The sequence below is a fragment of the Winogradskyella sp. genome, from assembly GCF_016744625.1.
Taxonomy (GTDB): domain Bacteria; phylum Bacteroidota; class Bacteroidia; order Flavobacteriales; family Flavobacteriaceae; genus Winogradskyella.
This window is the reverse complement of sequence record NZ_JADGDZ010000027.1, coordinates 18544-36004: the sequence shown is the minus strand read 5'-3', so window position 1 is coordinate 36004 and position 17461 is coordinate 18544. Positions and strand designations below refer to the sequence as shown.

At 32.0% G+C, this 17461-nt stretch carries 20 protein-coding genes; 8 read left to right on the top strand and 12 right to left on the bottom strand.

Annotation, left to right across the window (positions count from 1 at the left end):
* The 5 genes from QZZ53_RS07890 to QZZ53_RS07870 form a co-directional block, all read left to right on the top strand.
* Nucleotides 1–638: DUF547 domain-containing protein (locus tag QZZ53_RS07890; RefSeq protein ID WP_296383336.1), on the top strand; the 638-nt coding region annotated here is incomplete at its 5' end.
* Between the two features lie 46 nt (nt 639–684).
* Nucleotides 685–1554, top strand: a complete 870-nt coding sequence (locus QZZ53_RS07885; protein ID WP_296383334.1) for a hypothetical protein — start codon at nt 685–687, stop codon at nt 1552–1554.
* Nucleotides 1555–1588: 34 nt separating this feature from the next.
* Nucleotides 1589–2593 carry a glycoside hydrolase gene (locus tag QZZ53_RS07880; protein WP_296383332.1) on the top strand — a complete coding sequence of 335 codons (1005 nt, stop codon included), beginning with the start codon at nt 1589–1591 and terminating at the stop codon, nt 2591–2593.
* 55 nt (nt 2594–2648) lie between these two features.
* Nucleotides 2649–3908 (top strand): POTRA domain-containing protein, encoded by a 1260-nt coding sequence (locus tag QZZ53_RS07875; RefSeq protein WP_296383329.1) that lies wholly within the window; start codon nt 2649–2651, stop codon nt 3906–3908.
* Between the two features lie 68 nt (nt 3909–3976).
* Nucleotides 3977–4705, top strand: a complete 729-nt coding sequence (locus QZZ53_RS07870) for a metallophosphoesterase family protein (protein ID WP_296383327.1) — start codon at nt 3977–3979, stop codon at nt 4703–4705.
* Between the two features lie 3 nt (nt 4706–4708).
* Here QZZ53_RS07870 and QZZ53_RS07865 read toward each other — a convergent pair whose 3' ends face one another.
* The 9 genes from QZZ53_RS07865 to QZZ53_RS07825 form a co-directional block, all read right to left on the bottom strand.
* Nucleotides 4709–5404, bottom strand: a complete 696-nt coding sequence (locus tag QZZ53_RS07865; RefSeq protein ID WP_296383325.1) for a TIGR04283 family arsenosugar biosynthesis glycosyltransferase — start codon at nt 5402–5404, stop codon at nt 4709–4711.
* Entirely contained in the window at nt 5397–6248 is an 852-nt protein-coding gene (locus QZZ53_RS07860) for a DUF547 domain-containing protein (RefSeq protein WP_296383322.1), read from the bottom strand. Before QZZ53_RS07860 ends, QZZ53_RS07865 begins: the two co-directional genes overlap by 8 nt.
* Nucleotides 6249–6333: 85 nt before the next feature.
* Nucleotides 6334–7449, bottom strand: a complete 1116-nt coding sequence (locus QZZ53_RS07855) for an inorganic phosphate transporter (protein WP_296383320.1) — start codon at nt 7447–7449, stop codon at nt 6334–6336.
* Nucleotides 7450–7565: 116 nt separating this feature from the next.
* On the bottom strand, nt 7566–8534 hold the full coding sequence (gene arsM / locus QZZ53_RS07850) for an arsenosugar biosynthesis arsenite methyltransferase ArsM (protein WP_296383318.1): 969 nt from the start codon (nt 8532–8534) through the stop codon (nt 7566–7568).
* A 3-nt stretch (nt 8535–8537) separates the two neighbouring features.
* Nucleotides 8538–9350 (bottom strand): purine-nucleoside phosphorylase, encoded by an 813-nt coding sequence (locus QZZ53_RS07845; RefSeq protein WP_296383316.1) that lies wholly within the window; start codon nt 9348–9350, stop codon nt 8538–8540.
* Nucleotides 9343–9972 (bottom strand): TIGR04282 family arsenosugar biosynthesis glycosyltransferase, encoded by a 630-nt coding sequence (locus tag QZZ53_RS07840; protein ID WP_296383313.1) that lies wholly within the window; start codon nt 9970–9972, stop codon nt 9343–9345. The genes QZZ53_RS07845 and QZZ53_RS07840 overlap by 8 nt, the downstream gene beginning before the upstream one ends.
* The gene (locus QZZ53_RS07835) at nt 9965–10456 is read right to left on the bottom strand and encodes a rhodanese-like domain-containing protein (protein WP_296383311.1); all 492 of its coding nucleotides are present in this window, start codon (nt 10454–10456) and stop codon (nt 9965–9967) included. Before QZZ53_RS07835 ends, QZZ53_RS07840 begins: the two co-directional genes overlap by 8 nt.
* An 8-nt stretch (nt 10457–10464) precedes the next feature.
* Nucleotides 10465–11520 (bottom strand): arsenosugar biosynthesis radical SAM (seleno)protein ArsS, encoded by a 1056-nt coding sequence (gene arsS / locus QZZ53_RS07830; protein ID WP_296383309.1) that lies wholly within the window; start codon nt 11518–11520, stop codon nt 10465–10467.
* A 54-nt stretch (nt 11521–11574) separates the two neighbouring features.
* Complete coding sequence (locus QZZ53_RS07825; protein WP_045471498.1) at nt 11575–11910, bottom strand: arsenosugar biosynthesis-associated peroxidase-like protein; 336 nt, start codon at nt 11908–11910, stop codon at nt 11575–11577.
* A gap of 191 nt (nt 11911–12101) precedes the next feature.
* Between QZZ53_RS07825 and xdhC the strand changes: the two genes are divergently transcribed.
* From xdhC to QZZ53_RS07810, 3 genes are read left to right on the top strand one after another with little or no spacing between them, the layout of a single operon-like run.
* The gene (gene xdhC, locus QZZ53_RS07820; protein ID WP_296383305.1) at nt 12102–12881 is read left to right on the top strand and encodes a xanthine dehydrogenase accessory protein XdhC; all 780 of its coding nucleotides are present in this window, start codon (nt 12102–12104) and stop codon (nt 12879–12881) included.
* Complete coding sequence (locus QZZ53_RS07815) at nt 12882–13889, top strand: hypothetical protein (RefSeq protein ID WP_296383304.1); 1008 nt, start codon at nt 12882–12884, stop codon at nt 13887–13889.
* Entirely contained in the window at nt 13886–14377 is a 492-nt protein-coding gene (locus QZZ53_RS07810; RefSeq protein WP_296383302.1) for a nucleoside-triphosphatase, read from the top strand. The genes QZZ53_RS07815 and QZZ53_RS07810 overlap by 4 nt, the downstream gene beginning before the upstream one ends.
* Before the next feature lie 70 nt (nt 14378–14447).
* Here the strand turns inward: QZZ53_RS07810 and QZZ53_RS07805 are convergent, their stop codons facing one another.
* From QZZ53_RS07805 to QZZ53_RS07795, 3 genes are all read right to left on the bottom strand, one after another.
* Nucleotides 14448–15881, bottom strand: coding sequence for an aldolase/citrate lyase family protein (locus QZZ53_RS07805; RefSeq protein ID WP_296383299.1), 1434 nt, complete (start codon nt 15879–15881; stop codon nt 14448–14450).
* 108 nt (nt 15882–15989) lie between these two features.
* Nucleotides 15990–16859 (bottom strand): 2-oxo-4-hydroxy-4-carboxy-5-ureidoimidazoline decarboxylase, encoded by an 870-nt coding sequence (gene uraD / locus QZZ53_RS07800; protein ID WP_296383297.1) that lies wholly within the window; start codon nt 16857–16859, stop codon nt 15990–15992.
* Nucleotides 16860–16865: 6 nt separating this feature from the next.
* Entirely contained in the window at nt 16866–17456 is a 591-nt protein-coding gene (locus tag QZZ53_RS07795) for a hypothetical protein (protein ID WP_296383296.1), read from the bottom strand.
* Nucleotides 17457–17461: the final 5 nt, after the last annotated feature.

The following is a 17461-nucleotide window of genomic DNA, read 5'->3' as shown; positions in this document are numbered from 1 at the left end:
TGTCTAAAACAAATACCTTTTTAGGAGAACATGTTAAGAATGGTAAAGTAGCTTATTCAGACATAAATAAAGATCAATCTACTTTAGATGAACTTTTAGAAATTGCAGAAGGTGTTTCAGTTAAAGTTTTAGATGATAAAAACTATCAAGCCTTTTGGATTAACGCTTATAATATTAGTGTTATAAAGGGAATAATAGATAACTATCCTATAAAGTCTCCTCTAGACAATAAAGGTTTTTTTGATAAGACGACTTATAGTTTAGGTGGTGAAAAAGTGACACTTAATGGTATTGAAAATGATTTGCTTAGAGCTAAATTTAAAGATGCACGCTTTCATTTTGTTTTGGTTTGTGGTGCAGTTGGTTGCCCTCCTTTAATTAGTAAGGCGTATTTGCCAGATACTTTAGAAATTCAATTAGAGACTCAAACTAAAATAGCCTTAAATGGTAGTTTTTTAAAAGTAAATTCAAAAAATAAAAAAGTTGAAGTTTCTGAAATTATGAAATGGTATAAGGAAGATTTTACCATGGATGGAATCACTGAAATTGACTTTATAAACAGATACAGAACAGAAAAAATATTAAAAAATTTTAAACTCAGCTACTTTACCTACAACTGGAGTTTAAACAAACTATAAAATAGAACAAACTATAAAATAGAACAAACAATCAAATAAAAAAGCAATGAAAAAGTTAAATATAGTATTAATAGCAGTAATGATCTCATTTTTAGGTTTCTCACAAGAGGATGAAGATTCACAAAAAAGTGTCATACAAGAGTATACACCTTCAAAATTGTTAGACAAAGGGCAATGGGATATTAAATGGTTTAATAACCTATATACTCAAACGGAAAGTACATTTAGTAATGGTAAAGAACCAAGACAAACCTTTTTCACATCGACTATAGATATTTTTACAGGAGTATCTGAAACTAGTAAGTTTAATGTTGGATTACTTTTAGAATTTAGATCTAATGTGGTTAATGATAGAGGTGCCTTAGATGTATTTTCTTTTGATGGTGAAACTGGTACTGCACGTTCTGGGTTTACGTCTTTTGCACCAGCTGTAAAGTTTAATCCGTTTAAAAATGTGTCTAATTTTACAATACAGACGGCTTTTCATATTCCTTTAGTGGATAATGAATCTGAAGATGGAGTATTTTTAGATCAGAAAGGATTTATTTTTCAGAATAGGTTTTTCTACGATTACACATTTCCAAGTGGAGATTGGCAATTATTTACAGAGTTAAATACAGAATATAACTTTGGTAAGAAAGAAGATAGTTTTGCTAACAATAGTCTTAACTTAACTCCAGGTGTATTTTTAAGCTATTTCCCAAGTGATAAATTTACTGTTTTAGCGTTAGCTCAACATTCGCAGCGAATAGATACTGGTAATGATTTCGCTCAAGATTTCACAGCTTTAGGTGGAGGTTTTAAATACCAATTGACTAAAGTTTTAAATATAGAAACACTTTACACTAACTTTATTAGAGGTAATAATACAGGTTTAGGACAAACATTTAATATAGGTTTAAGAGCATTGTTTTAAGAATTATTTAAATTAGATGCTTAAATCAATTCTAATGTTTAAGCGTCTAATATTTTACCTTTTATTAACAGCTTTGTTTGCTTGTAGTGGCCAACAAGAAAAAATAAATGGTGTTAGTTTTGTTGCTTCAGGTGAGACTATTGATGAAAAAAATGTACAACCTGTAGTTAATGTCAATGCTAATTATGCTGCCATTATGCCTTTTGGTTTTGTGAAAAACCTGGGTCATCCAGAAATTGTACATAACACAAAGAGACAATGGTTTGGTGAAACCAGAGCAGGAGCAAAGCAATATATTGAAGAACTTCGCAAGAAGAACATAAAAGTAATGCTGAAACCTCAAATCTGGGTTTGGAGAGGTGAGTTTACTGGACTTATTGAAATGGCAACAGAAGAAAATTGGAAACTCTTAGAAAAGTCATATACCAGTTTTATTTTAGAATATGCTGAATTAGCACAAGAAGTCAATGCTGAAATTTTATGTATAGGTACTGAACTTGAAAATTTTATTAAAAACCGCCCAGATTATTGGACTGGTTTAATTACAAAAGTTAAATCTATCTATAAAGGTAAATTAACTTATGCTGCCAATTGGGACGAATTTAAACGTACACCTTTTTGGAATCAGCTCGATTTTATTGGAGTGGATGCTTATTTCCCAGTTAGTGATAACAAAACACCGACGTTAGAGGATTGTTTAAAAGGCTGGAAAACACATAAACCTATTGTGCAAGAATTAGCATTAAAACATAATTTGCCTGTTTTGTTTACTGAGTATGGATACAGAAGTGTAGACTATTCTGGTAAGGAACCTTGGGTATCGTCTCGAAGCATGAAAGATGTAAACTTAGATGCCCAAGTGAACACAACAAAAGCCTTATATGAAACTTTTTGGAACGAAGAATGGTTTGCAGGAGGTTTTGTTTGGAAGTGGTTTCATGACTACGATAATGTTGGAGGAGAAGATAACCCAATGTTTACACCACAAAATAAGCCAGTAGAAAACGTTATTAAAGATTATTACAAATCAGAAAACTAAAACTATTTAGTAAGGATAAATGATGTTAGCGACCAAGTGTAATAATTACCATCACATGAAACATCTAACACTTTTAATTTTTTTGTTTACCACATTTGTTAGTGCTCAAAATTATAAAATAGCAGACCTTAAAGTGCAAGGCAATAAAAAATTGAAGACTTCCTTTGTTCAAAAGATATCTAATATTAAACCTGGAGTTAAACTAGATTCTACAGTAATAGAAGAAGATATTAAACTTCTCAAACGATTGCCCTCTATAGCTCATGCTTATTATCAAGTGTTTCCGGCTGAAAAACCTAATGAGTATAATGTCTTTTATAATATCGAAGAGAATTTCACCATTATTCCTTCCGCAAATGTTTATACTACTAATGATGATGAATTTGCCTATCGTTTAGGTTTATATGAATTTAATTTACTTGGTCAAAATATAACCTTTGGTGGTTTTTTTCAAAAGGATATTTATAGCTCTTATGCTGTAAATTTTAGAGCTCCTTATTTGTTTAGTAGATCTCTAGGTTTGGCTCTCAATTACCAAGATTTAACAACGCAAGAACCTGTGTTTTTTGATGGAACAACAGCGAATTACAAATACAATAACGAGTCTTTCGAATTCTTAGGTTTATATCAACTTAATTTTACAAACCGATTTGAGTTTGGGATCAATTACTTTACCGAAGATTACGAATATAAATTTGGTGCGACCAATCCTAATATTCCACAAGCTTTAAGAGTACATAAATTATTATATAAACTAATTTACGAATACAATAATCTTAACTACGATTACCAATATATAGAAGGTTTTAGAAGCATTTTTAATTTTCAGTATGTTACAACAAGAGACAATTCGTTACCAGAATTTTTAATCGGTTGGAATGATTTTCAATACTTTAAACGTTTCGGTGCCAAAGGCAATTGGGCAAGCAGATTGCGTTTGGGTATTGCTACTAATAACGATACACCATTTGCGCCTTTCTCAGTAGATAATAATTTAAATATTAGAGGTGTTGGTAATACAATTGATAGAGGTACAGCTGCAATAGTGTTAAATACAGAATATCGATACACACTCTATGAAAAGGGATGGTTTTCTTTACAAGGTAATGCATTTATAGATGCAGGAAGTTGGAGAAATCCTGCTGGTGATTTTGGTGATTTTAGTGATTCTCAAAATATACGTGTCTATCCAGGTTTAGGGCTACGATTTATTCATAAAAAAATCTTCAATGCTATTTTTAGAATCGATTATGGAATAGGAATTACACCAGATGCTACCCAAGGATTGGTTTTTGGAATTGGACAATATTTTTAACCTAAATTTAATCCTAACCCTTATTGTATTCCATAGGATGTTTTAGATTTGTATAAATAAATTTTTATATGCGAACATTAGCAATAGGAGATATTCACGGAGGACTAAGAGCACTTGTTCAACTTATGGAAACAGCAGAAGTTTCAGCAAAAGACAAACTGATTTTTGTTGGAGATTATGTAGATGGTTGGAGTGAGTCTGCACAGGTAATTCAGTATTTAATTGAGTTGTCTAAAACCAACGAATGTATTTTTATTAAAGGAAATCATGATGTGTGGTGCGAACAATGGTTAGCTGCAGGAATTGAAAATAGAGTTTGGTTTAATCATGGAGGAAAAGAAACTATAGAAAGTTATAGAAGTTTTTCTAAAGAAGAGAAATTAAAGCATCTCGATTTTTTTGAAGCTATGCCTTTGTATCATGTCGATGTTGAAAAACGACTTTTTGTACATGCTGGTTTTACATCGATGCATGGTGTCGAAAAAGAATATGATAAAGTAGCCTTCTATTTTGACAGAACATTATGGGAAATGGCATTAACTATGGATAAAAGAATTGAGAAAGATTCTAAAATTTATCCTAATCGCCTTAAACACTATTCTGAAATTTATATTGGCCACACACCTACAATAAATTTTGGTAAAGATAAACCTATGAATGCCATTAATGTATGGAATGTAGATACAGGAGCTGCATTTACAGGTAAATTGTCTGCAATAGACATTAATACAAAAGAAATCTTTCAAAGTGATGTTTTGAAAGATTTATATACTGATGAGATAGGGAGAAATAAATAGCTATTAACAAATATGCTTCTTATAATAAGCCAGCATCTCATCTCCCGAAGCACCAAACCATTTTTTCACATAGATGGTCCAAAAATGATATTGAATTTTCCAAACACCGTATTTTTTGTATAAACGTGCTGAAGTTCTAATTTTTTTATTGATTACAACAAACAGGTTACGAGCATAGAGCTCATTAATTAAAATATTGTCTTCGTAAATGATGAAGCTTTCATCGTAACCTCCGATGTCATCAAAAAGTTGACGTGTTATAAACTGACTTTGGTCACCACCTCTACAAGCGCGCCAACTAAATTGAGTTAACCAACTTGCTAAACGCAGCCACCAATGATTACTATCAAATTGCATTCTAAAACAGCCGGCTTTATTACCTTTTTTTACTTCATCTAAAATATACTTGTCATATCTGTTAGGTGGAAAAGAATCTGCATGAAGAAAATAGAGAATATTACCTCTCGCTTTCTTTGCACCAAGATTCATTTGCTTGGCTCGTCCTTTTTCAGACGTTAAAAGAACGATATTTAAATCTAAGGATTTAACTATTTCTTGAGTACCATCAGTACTTCCTCCATCTACTACTGTAATCTCTGAGATAGAATTTAGTGAAGCATTATCAATTAAATGAAAAAGTAAGTCCTTTATGGTTGCGGACTCATTTAAAACAGGAATAACTATTGAGATTTTATTCATTCAAATCCCAATTGTAATCTTTAAAGCTCTTTTTTGCTTTATTAGAAATTAAAACCTCTGAATATGTATTTAAGAAATCAATTAAACTTCTATTTTTCTCAAAGTCTTTTTTGAACCATTTGAATATTTTAGAGAGTTTAATTCTATTTTTTGAAAGTTCATTCTTTGAGGAATCTGATAAAAATTCTTTTGTAGCATTAGTCAATTGTTCTTCTAAATTTGAAGCTGTAAAAGCTTCATTCTGCAGTTTTGGGCAAGACACAGAAGCACATACAATAGCAAAATGAATTCTTGGCTCATCCATTTTACGTAGAATTTTATGCTCTATATCATTAAGATTATACCATTTATCTCCAAATTTCCACAGACGTTGATCCCAAGGATCTTTAATGTCTTTGATGCTTTTTGTTGGGTAATTTCTTAGAATTAAATCTATAGTTAAGGCGTTGTAGGCGTTAATCCAATAGGCTAACTTTTCATTTTTTGACCATGTACCATCAGGAAAAGTATCACTTAAATAGTCAATATAAATATCGAATTCAATTCTGTCGTTTTTAATTCCTATATAGTCAACATTACCATTGTTCGAAACATACTTTTGTAAAATAGTGTTCCATCTCTTATGAATCAATTCCTTGTAATTTGAAGACTGTTTTGGTGGTTTTGGTGGAAGAGGAATAATGGTTTTTTCAACCTCACTTTCATTAGATGGTTGAGGCAACTCAGGTACTTCAGTTACAATAGCAACTTTTTTTGTTGGCTCAGGTTGTGTTTCAATGACATTTTTTGTTCCACAGCAAGATGAAAACAAGATAAAAGTATATATAAGTACTATTTTTTTCATTTAATTTCAAAATTAACACCATACCTTACACGATGTGGTAATTCTATGGCGTGATGTCAAATATATATTTTTCGATTTGATATAATTAGGATATATTTTTTAATAAAATAAATAATAAACCACTTACTATGGCAGCCATTGGAAGTGTTAGTAACCAAGATAATAATATTTTGCCAATCATTTTATAATTAGCTTTTTTTGTAACGGTTCCAATTCCAAAGATAGAACCAACCGACACATGCGTTGTAGAAACTGGCATACCATGTATGCTTGCTGTGGTTACTAATAGGCCAGTTACCATATTTGCAGTAAATCCTTGTCCAGAATTCATAGGTGTTATTTTTTTACTCATGGTTATACCTACTTTTTTTGCATTAAGTAATCCTCCAGTGGCCATAACAATCGCTATAATAATCATACTCCATTTAATGTCAATAGCATTAATGATTAATAATAACCCAACAATTTTTGGGGTGTCATTTAAACCACGAGCAAAGCTTACAACTCCTGCACTTAAGTAGTGTAGAGAGTCTAAAACTCTTTGAGAGTTTAAACCAAGAATTTGACCATCGTAAGTTTCAATATTATTTTGAATAGTAGCTTCAATGGTAGTTTTTGTTTTTAATGTTGCCGTATTATCAATGTTAAGAGAGGCAATAGTTGTGGTTTCCTTTTCGTGAATATTGAAGTTAGTTTTTTTGGTAACTCCTAAACGTTTCCTGAAAAATCTAAAGATGAGGTATGCAATGAAACTAACAATTGCAGCCATTAGAGGACTTACAATTAAAGGCATTAAAAAGGTGCTTCCTAGTTTTTCAAAATTAAATTCTGAGCCTACAGCCATTACTCCTGCTCCAAATAAAGCGCCTACCAAACTATGTGTTGTTGATATTGGCATACCAATTTTTGTTGCTATAAATACAGTTAGGGCAGCGCCAAATGCAATAGATATTGCAAAAATAGGCATGGTTATAAGTTCATTTGGAACTAAACCTTTGCCAGAAAAGTTTTTTACTAATTCATTAGCAAAAAAAATAGCGGCAACGGATCCAGAAAATGTAGTGATAGTAGCCCAGTTTATAGCTTTTTTATAATTAGTTGTTCCACTACCGAAAAGTGTAGCAACTCCTTTGAAATTATCATTAGCTCCATTGCTAAAGGCTAAAAAACAAGCTGAAATAAATAGAAGAATTAGAATCATACTTTATAAGTTTAGTAGTTTGTTTTGACGATAGTAAATAAGATTGCTTACTATATTTTTTGTTAAAAAAAAGACCGCCTTTTCAGACAGTCTTAATACTACTAAGTTTTAACTAATTAGCAACAACCTCCACCATCATAATGAAATGTAGATTCAGAAAAATAGATATCATCTCTACCTAAAGCTTGTAAATCTCTAGCAGTTTTATCGCAAATTGCTAAAGGTTGATTTTTTAATAAAATATGCCCTGCTTTATCATCTAAATAATCCTCATCACCATAATAGATAGCAGCTTTTCCTGTAAAGATACATGGACCATCTGCTGGCATAGGATCTTTAATAGCAGCAACCTCTATTGATTCTATGTAAATTAATTCGTCTGTTGGATAATTCTTTGGATCAAGAATTCTATACGGTTTTCTTGCTCTAATTTCAATAGTACCAAAACCAGCATCAGTTAAAGCTTTCACATATTCAGCAATTGGCAAACTACCACTTAAGCAAAGTGCTCTAAGACGATCGTCGTTACGTAATTCGTCATTCATTGGTTGCTCACAAGTTGGGTCGCTCATTACTAACTTACCATGAGGTTTTAAAACACGATACATTTCTTCGATAGCTTTCTTTAAATCCTCAGCTTTAAAAATATTGAATAAACAGTTTTGAGCAGCAACATCGATAGAATTATCTTCAACATTTAAGTTTAATGCATCACCTTTTACCAGATCAACAAATTCAGATTTAAACCAATCGTTTTGTGCTTCAGCTTCTATGAAGTTTTTACGAGATGCTTCTAACATTTCGTCAACCACATCAATACCTACAACTCCACCTTTTTGTCTATTGAAATAAGCGAATTGAAGTAATTCCATTCCACCTCCAACACCAACATAAAGCATTTTAGGGTTATTGGTTAAATCGCGAGCATGCACTGTAGAACCACAACCGTAGTTCATCTCTTGCATTATTTTTGGAATTTTTAATCCTGGTAATTCCCAAATAGGGTTGGTAGTACAACATAATCCAACATCTGGCGTTAAGGCTGCTTCTTTATATAAATCATTTGTAGCTTCTAAATAGCTCATATTCTATAATGTTTTAATCAATTCTTTAAATAATGTAATCATGTTTGGTTCGGCTTTTCCTGCCATGGCAATAATTTCACCTATATCTACAGGTTTTAAATTATTTGGATTGCACTCGTCTGTTAACACAGAAACTGCTGCTGCTTTTAAATTTAAATGATTGGCAACAATAATTTCTGGTACTGTGCTCATACCAACAGCGTCTGCACCAATCGTTTTAAGCATTCTGTATTCCGCTCTTGTTTCGAGTTGAGGACCAACAACACTTGCATAAACACCTTTGTGTAATGTTATGTCGTTTTCTTTAGCAATACTTTCAAACTTGGTATTGATTTCAGCATTGTAAGGTGCGCTCATATCTGTAAAACGTTCACCTAATTCAGATACACCTTTAAAAGCCAAAGGAGAACCTCCTTGTAAATTAATGTGATCATCAATAAGCATTAATTCCCCTTTCTTAAAATCTAAATTTATGGCTCCTGCAGCATTAGAAACTAATAAAATTTTAATGCCAAGTTTTTCCATAATTCTAACCGGAAAACTAACATCTTGTAAGGAGTAACCTTCGTAGACATGAAAACGACCTTGCATTACTACTATCTTTTTACCTTCTAAAACTCCATAAACAAGTTTGCCTTTATGAAACTCTACAGTTGCAGTCGGAAAGTTAGGTATATGGTTATAACTCGCTTCTGCTATGATTTCAATTTGATCAATAAGTTGCCCTAATCCTGTTCCGAGGATAATACCAACTTCGGGTTTATCAAAACCTTTGCTTTGTAAATATTCAGTGCTTTTTGTAATTAATTTAATCATTAAGTTGCTGTATTTTTTCTTGTAATTTTAAATTCGATTTATAAAATTCTGAAGCTATTAAATCTTCATAAGTATCAATATCATTAAGAGGCTCTAAGGTACTAACTGAAACTTGAAGTTTCTGTAACTCTTGTAACGTTTTATTAAGTAAATTTGGTTGACTCCAAGGTTTGTTTGTAAAGATTGATGTGTTTGGTTTAGATAAGCCAACTAAGTAATAACCACCATCTTCTGCTGGTCCAAAAACCACATCACTATCATTTAATGCTTTGATGCCATTTGTAATATGAGTTGCGTTTAAGTCTGGCAAATCAGAACCAATTAAAACTATTTTTTTGTAACCAGCTTTAAAGCCATCTTTAAAAGCATTGAGCATGCGTTCGCCTAAATCAATACCATTTTGAACCGTCTTAAAATCATTCTGCCATTTCGTATCAACAACAGCAGTAGAAAAGTAAATCCGCTTATCTATTTCTAATTGTTTGGTTGCATTTTCTGTGATTTTTACAAGTTCGGAGTACACTTCAAATGCACCTATGTCACCAATAGTTTTAGCAAGTCTTGTTTTTACCGTTCCTAGTTTTATGTTTTTTACAAACACAATTACAAGTGCATCAGTCATATATTTTAATTCCTTTTAAAAGCCATTTACTCCATTCTTTTGAAAATGTGTGTACATCTTCCGTTTCTCCTTCGGTATTATAAACTGTATAATTATTGTTTTTCCATTCAAAAATACCTCCAAAAAGATTATAAATATTGGTATAACCTACTTCTTTAAGTTGTTCTGCAATATCTTCTGATCGAACACCTAGAGAGCAATAGACCACAATTTTGGTTGATTTATCGGTAAGTTCTTTTGTTACAGAATTTAAGTCAAAATTATCATAACCAACATGAATAGCATTTTTTAAATGACTCGTTTCATATTCTCTTAATTCTCTCGAATCCAATAGGACAGCTTCAGTTTTTGGCATAGCCAATTCTTGTACTGTGATATATGGAATGTTTTCAGTATTGTACTTCTTTAGTAAATCCGAAAGACTGTCTTGCGCAAAACTAATACTCGTAAAAAAGACAAATAGGTATAAAATATTTTTCTTCATGGTTTTGATTATGCAACATTACCTTGACAACTACTACCTGCTCCAGCTGTACAGCCATAACAATGTTGAGAAATTACAATATTTCTACCTTCAAGAAGTTCTTCATTATATTCTGAAATATGCTTCACCTTACTATTAACAGGGAGCTCTAACATTTGATTAAAATCACAATCATACAAATAACCATCCCAACTCACTGAAAGCGTATTGGTACACATTACATTAGCTACAGCAGATGAATTATAGGCTTCGACAAGTGAATACATATAATCTTCATAATTTTCTGAAGCTATTAAATAATCCAAAAATCGACTAATAGGAAGGTTGGTAATTGCAAAAAGATTATGAAATTGAATATTAAAATCTTCAAGCAATGCTTTTTTGAAATCCTTTTCCATAGAAGTTTGATCTCCAGGTAAAAATGCACCAGAAGGATTGTAAACTAAATCGAGTCGTAAGTCACTATTTGGCATTCCGTAACCAATAGCATTAAGCTCTTGCAATGCTTTAATTGACTTGTCAAAAACACCATCTCCACGTTGCTTATCTGTTTTTCCTCGTGTCCAATGCGGCATTGAACTCACAACATGTACATTATGTTTTTTAAAGAACTCTGGTAAATCGTAATATTTTTTATTTGCTCTAATAATAGTAAGATTAGAACGTACAATGAAATCTTTGATTCCTGCTTTAGCAGCTTCTTCAACAAACCATCTAAAATCTGGATTCATTTCTGGTGCTCCACCAGTTAAATCTAAAGTATGAGCTCCAGTTTTTTTTATGACTTCAAGACATTCTCTCATTGTGTCTCTAGTCATAATTTCCTTTCGGTCTGGTCCTGCATCTACATGGCAATGATCACAAACTTGATTACACATGTAACCGACATTGATTTGTAGAATTTCAAGCTTTTTTGCTTTTAACGGAAATTGATTCGTTTCAGAAATCTTAGCTTTAAACGTAGGTAATTCTCCATTTTGAAAAATACCCTTAGATAGAATTTCTAATTGTCTATTGCTTTGCGCTAAATCGCTTCCAAGTTTTTTAAGGGACTTTGTTGCCATTAATTCAATTGTCTTAGTATTACTTAAGTGATTAAGATAGGATTGGGTTTAGGGTTAACCATCTAATTTATTAACCTTATTCATCATTTGCACACCATGCACTAAAGTCGCTCCACTTTTTATAGCAGCTCCAACATGTATGGCTTCCATCATTTCTTCTTTCGTTACGCCACGTTGCAAAGTATCTTTGGTGTATGCATCAATGCAATAAGGACATTGTTCTGTATGAGATACAGCTAAGGCAATCAATGATTTCTCACGTGCAGTTAAGGCGCCTTCTTCAAACACTTTTCCATAATATTCAAAAAACTTGTTACCAAGTTCCTCATCCCATTCTGTGATATTTCCAAATTTTCTTAGATCTGCTGGATCGTAATAAGTCTTAGACATTTATAGTTATTTTATGAAATTTACGAAAAATCAATATAGCACTTTTTGTCGAAGTTAATTCTTAAAGATTACAGAAAAACTTAAATATTTTAAATTAAAAATAGCTAACAATTGTTTTAAGTCTTGTTTTTATAATTGAAGTTATCTTCTCTTAAAAAAGCCTTACATTTAAATTCTCTTTTTTGTATGGAATGAAGAATTGGATAGAACTTTTATCAGAATTTAAAAAGCAACAACAACCTGTTGCACTTGTTACTGTAACTAAGTGTTATGGTTCAACACCTTGCGTGTTGGGTTCGCGGATGATAATTACAGAAAATAAAGAGTTTTATGGGACAATTGGTGGTGGTAAACTAGAGTTTTTAGCCATCGATCAAGCAATTAAAGCACTTAATGAAAATAAAATAATTGAATCTGGTTATACCTTAGGACCAGAGTTTGAACAATGTTGTGGAGGAAAAGTTGAATTTATAATAGAACCTATGAATCAATCACCAGAATTATTTTTATTTGGAGCAGGACATATCGGACAAGAAATTTCCAATTTATTGGTTGGAACTCCATTTAAAGTCAAGCTTATTGACTCAAGAACAGATTGGTTTTCTGAAAAAGAATTAGACCCAAGTATAAATCCATGTGAAGTAAGTGAAATTGACTTCAAAACCTTTAGAGATGCTGTTTGTTGGGGAAAAAACTGTTATGTTATTGCGTTGACTCACAATCATGCTATAGATTTTGATATTATTGCGATGGCATTGCAAAACGAAACTAAATTTTTAGGATTAATTGGTAGTAAAACAAAAAAAGCACGTTTTAATAATATGCTTATAAACGAAATGAAAATTAAAGAAGGTATGACCAATGTGGTTTGCCCAATAGGATTACCAATTGGTGGAGATACACCAAAAGAAATTGCAATTAGTGTTGTGGCACAATTACTTCAAGTGCATTACCAAGCTACTGCTGAATAAATGAAGAACAATAAATCCATAATAGATAAATTAACAGCACTTTGGGCGCTAAATGAATCTGGTTTAGGTGGGTTTTTACACGTTTTTAACACACCATTTACAGGGTTAATTGTTGGTGGTATTGCCATTCTGCTCATTAGTTTAATAGCTTATTATGCTGAGAATAAATGGCAAGCAATTTTAAAAGCCTTAGTTATTGTATTGATTATAAAAATGGCTGTGAGCCCATATTCACCTTTTGGAGCTTACGTGGCAGTTAGTTTTCAAGCGGTATTTGGTGCGTTCTTGTTTTCAAAGTTTTCATGGAAAGGAGCAACAATCATTATTTTAGGTATGGTTACCTTTTTAGAGTCTGCACTTCAGAAATTATTAATATTAACTATTGTTTATGGCACAGAATTATGGGAGGCTATAAATATTTATGGAACTTGGGTTCAGAAGAAGTTGAATTTTATCTCAGAAACCTCGACATCTACTGCTTTAATAATAGTTTACCTTGTAGTTTATGGCATATGTGGATTTTTAGCTGGGTTTTTTATTAAAAGCATTGTTGAGATTATTGCCAATCAAAAGGAAGTTTGTTTTTACTTGGATGGTGAGATTAATACTTCGGAAGATAGAAAAGGAAAGTTGTCTTTTAAAGCTAAAGCGATATGGGTTTGGCTAATAGTTGTCGCAGTTATTGTTTTGGCATTTTCAGTTTTTGGAGGAACTCTTTTTGGATGGCAAAAAGCCATTTATGTTTTATTACGGAGCTTCTTAATTTTAATGCTTTGGTATTTAGTTTTAGGACCATTTCTTCTTAAGTTGATTCGCAAATACTTGAATAAAAAAGAATCACAGTACAAAGAAGATGTTGCTAATGCTATGGATTTGTTTCCATATTTTAGACAGATTTTATCATACACTTGGCAAGAAACAAAGCATTTAAAAGGCTACACACGTTTTAAATATTTTATGGCGAATAGCATCTCTAATTGTATTCATTTTAAAGTGCCTTCAGAATGATTTATATTCTAACTGGTGATATTAGAATAGGAAAGACAACTGCGCTTTTAGATTGGTGTAAAAATCGAAGCGATACAGATGGTGTGTTGTGCCCTGATGATGACAAAGGAAAGCGCTATTTCTTAAATATTAAATCTAAAAACAGCTATCCTCTTGCAGCTAATACTAATACTGAAGAGGATAATATAGTTTCAATAGGACCATTTCAATTTTTAAAGTCATCTTTTCAGAACGCGAATGATTATTTAGTTCATTGTAATGAAAAAAGAGACTATTCATACTTAATTGTTGATGAGCTTGGTAAGCTTGAACTTAAAAATGTAGGTTTACATGATTCAGCTAAACACATAGTTATTCAGCATGAGAATAGTAAATCTCATCATATTATTTTAGTTGTTCGCGAATCTTTATTAAGTGAAATTATTGAGCATTATAATATTTCTCAATATTCAGTTTTAAGGAAGGAAGATTTAGAAATATTAAAATGATTTGTCATTCCGCACTTGATGCGGAATCCACTTTGATTATAAATGAGATTCCTACTTTCGCAGGAATTTGTTACTTCAATTTAGCACGTCTATCTTTTAAAATCTTCGCAAATGAACGTGTTCTAATTTCATCTAAAGTTAATCCAGTAGCTAAGACTTCGTCAATAGTAATGGCTCCGCTATTTAAGGCTTTTAAGAAGTAATTTAATAGACCTTGTCCTGTTGCAGCATCATCAAATGTATCACCAATTAAAGTGGCTTGAGCAGCTTTTTCTACAAAGGTTTTTAAACGTAACACGGCATCATCATAACTTTCTAAAAAGAACGCGTAAACCGCAGTGTATCGCATTGGTAATTGCGCAGGATTTAAATCCCAACCTTGGTATAAACCTTTATATAATGAATGTCGAATATGTTCATATCCTTTTAACCAAGCACGATGAACAACTTTTTTGTTCTCTTCTTCTTGAGCTTCAGTTAAATCGCCACGATGTGGTCCAATTGGCATCGTGTTAGTTGCACCATCAGATAACCAAATACCTGTATGTGCGAGCGCAACTTTTGTCGTATAATGTGCAAAATCACAAACATCATGATCCATTTCTTGATAGGATGCAGTAATATTATTAGAAGCCGTATAATCATACGTTCCAAAATGAGTTGCAATACAACGTCCTTTACTTGCTGCTATAAATCTGAACAATGGATTTGTTCCATTATGATCCATAATAGATTGTGTGGTCTCTACCATCATCTCCATTTTGAGCGTTCCAGATTCTAAATTGAATTTTTCTTCTATCACTTCAAAAAAGGATACCAAGGCTACAATTTGTTCTGGAATGGTCACTTTAGGTAGCATTACTATAAAATTGTTTGGTAATATTCCGTTGGTTTCTGTTAAGAGTGTGGTTAAGAACAAATCGAGTGTTCTTTGTCCACGATGTTTTAATTCTTCGGTAAATGGTTTAATACGAATACCTATGAAAGGAGAAAGCGTTTGGTCTTTAATTCCCATAGCAACTTGCTTTGCCGCAAAAACTGCAGTATCATCTTCTTCTTTATCTGAACGATTACCGAAACCATCTTCAAAATCAATTCTAAAATCTTCAACACCTTCTGTTTCTAATTTTGCAATTACTTTTTGGTAGATGTTATATGAAAATCCTGCTGGATGATTTTTTAAGTCTTCTTTAGATAAGCCTTCTAATTCTTTTATGAGTTTTAGTTGCTTTTTGTTTTTTGAAGGTAGTTTCTTGCTTCCTTTTAATTTAAAGGCTTTACCAAATTCAATACAATTAGGAGCATAATGTACTAATGATTTTAATGCAATAGATCCTAAAACTTGTGTTGTATTTGATTTGAAAAGATTTGCACCACCATAAACCGTATGAATGGGTTGTCTGTCTTCTCTGTCTCCTCTGTATATTTTATTGAACGCTTGATTTGCCGTTTTTAAATCGTCAAAAATGTTCGCTTTTTTATCTTCTGAAATACTTAAATTCATGCTTGTAATTTTATTTTATGACCTCTCGACTGCGCTCGAGGAGACATCTTAATGGTAATTTTGCTATTGTCAGGTCGAGCGTAGTCGAGACCTATTAAATATTTAACTCTAACTTCCTCTATAAGTTGAGTATCCAAATGGATTAATTAATAATGGAATATGATAATGGCTACCATCAGTGACTTTAAATTGAATTGAAGCTTCAGGATAAAAGCCTTTTTGGTTATTATTTTTGTAATAATTTGCGGTGTCAAAAGTCATACTGTAAACTCCAGGATCTAAAAGTATTCCAGGAGGTAATACATCTGAAATTCTACCATCAGTATTGGTAATACCAACACTCATAGGTTTCCATTGATTATCGCGCATGCCTTTTAAGGTGATGAGCATATGTTTTGCTGGTGATCCTATTGATGTGTCAAGAGCATGTGTTGTTAAATGACTGCTTAAATCTGCGTTTGCAGATAAACCTTCTATAAGTTTAACAAGGCGTATCACTGTGATTTTATGCTGCTCGTTCATGGCAACATAAATTTCATCATCTGTATTATGGTTCAATCTAGAATTTACAATGGCTAACATTTCTTCGGCTGATTTTCCGCTGGCACTAACGATGAAAATGTAACCAAATTTGTCTTCGTATAATTCATTTGCCTTGGCTAGCGCTTCAATCGTTTCCATATCAGCTCCAGCAACCTTAGATTGCTCGTTTCCTGCCCATTCTGCTGTATGCGCAAACTTCTCTTTTAAGCTATCTACATTTCCTATTTTTGGATGACCAGTAAATGCGTCTTTAAAATCTTCAACAGAACAATCGTTATACCAAATAGAAGCTGCTTTTTTTATCAGCTCATTTTCAGAGGAAAACGGTCTACTTGCTATTAAACTATTAACCCAAGTCTTAGAAACACAACATTGCTCTAATTTTGAAAAAATATCTTTTTCAGAAAGGGAATTAAGTTGATTTAATGTTATCATATTGGATTAAGATTTACATCCGAAAGGTTCAGATAGAATTATTGATTCATTAGTTAAAGTGATATTAATATCTGTCCATTTAGGACAACCTTGTGTTTCAGTTTTTGTATCAACTTCATCAATGACAATTTCTTTTACAAATTTATTAGAATATTTATCAAAGACTTTAAGTTTTCCTAAGGTCGCAAATTCTATCAAGATTGAACTTATATCTTCAGACAATTCATAGTAAATATGTTTATCATCTTTTACTCGTGTTAAATCATTTTCAGTTGATTTCAGTTTTGTTGCAAGTGTATCAGGAATAACAATTGGATTTTCACCAAAGGATTTTGAATAACTTATGAATTGACTATAAGTTGAATCATGTATAAACGGAAAGGAATTATAAGAACACCTTTCACATAAACCTTTGTTATCAAAGTACTCTTTTAAATCTTCATATCCAAGATAGATTCTTGCGTTCATTGTTTCATAGATTATTTCTTGTTGACCTAGAAAACCATTTAAAGCAAAAGTTGTTTTGTTATGAGAAACACCATCACATGACATGAAAATTATCATTAAAATAAATAATATGGTGTTTTTAATCTTCATAATTT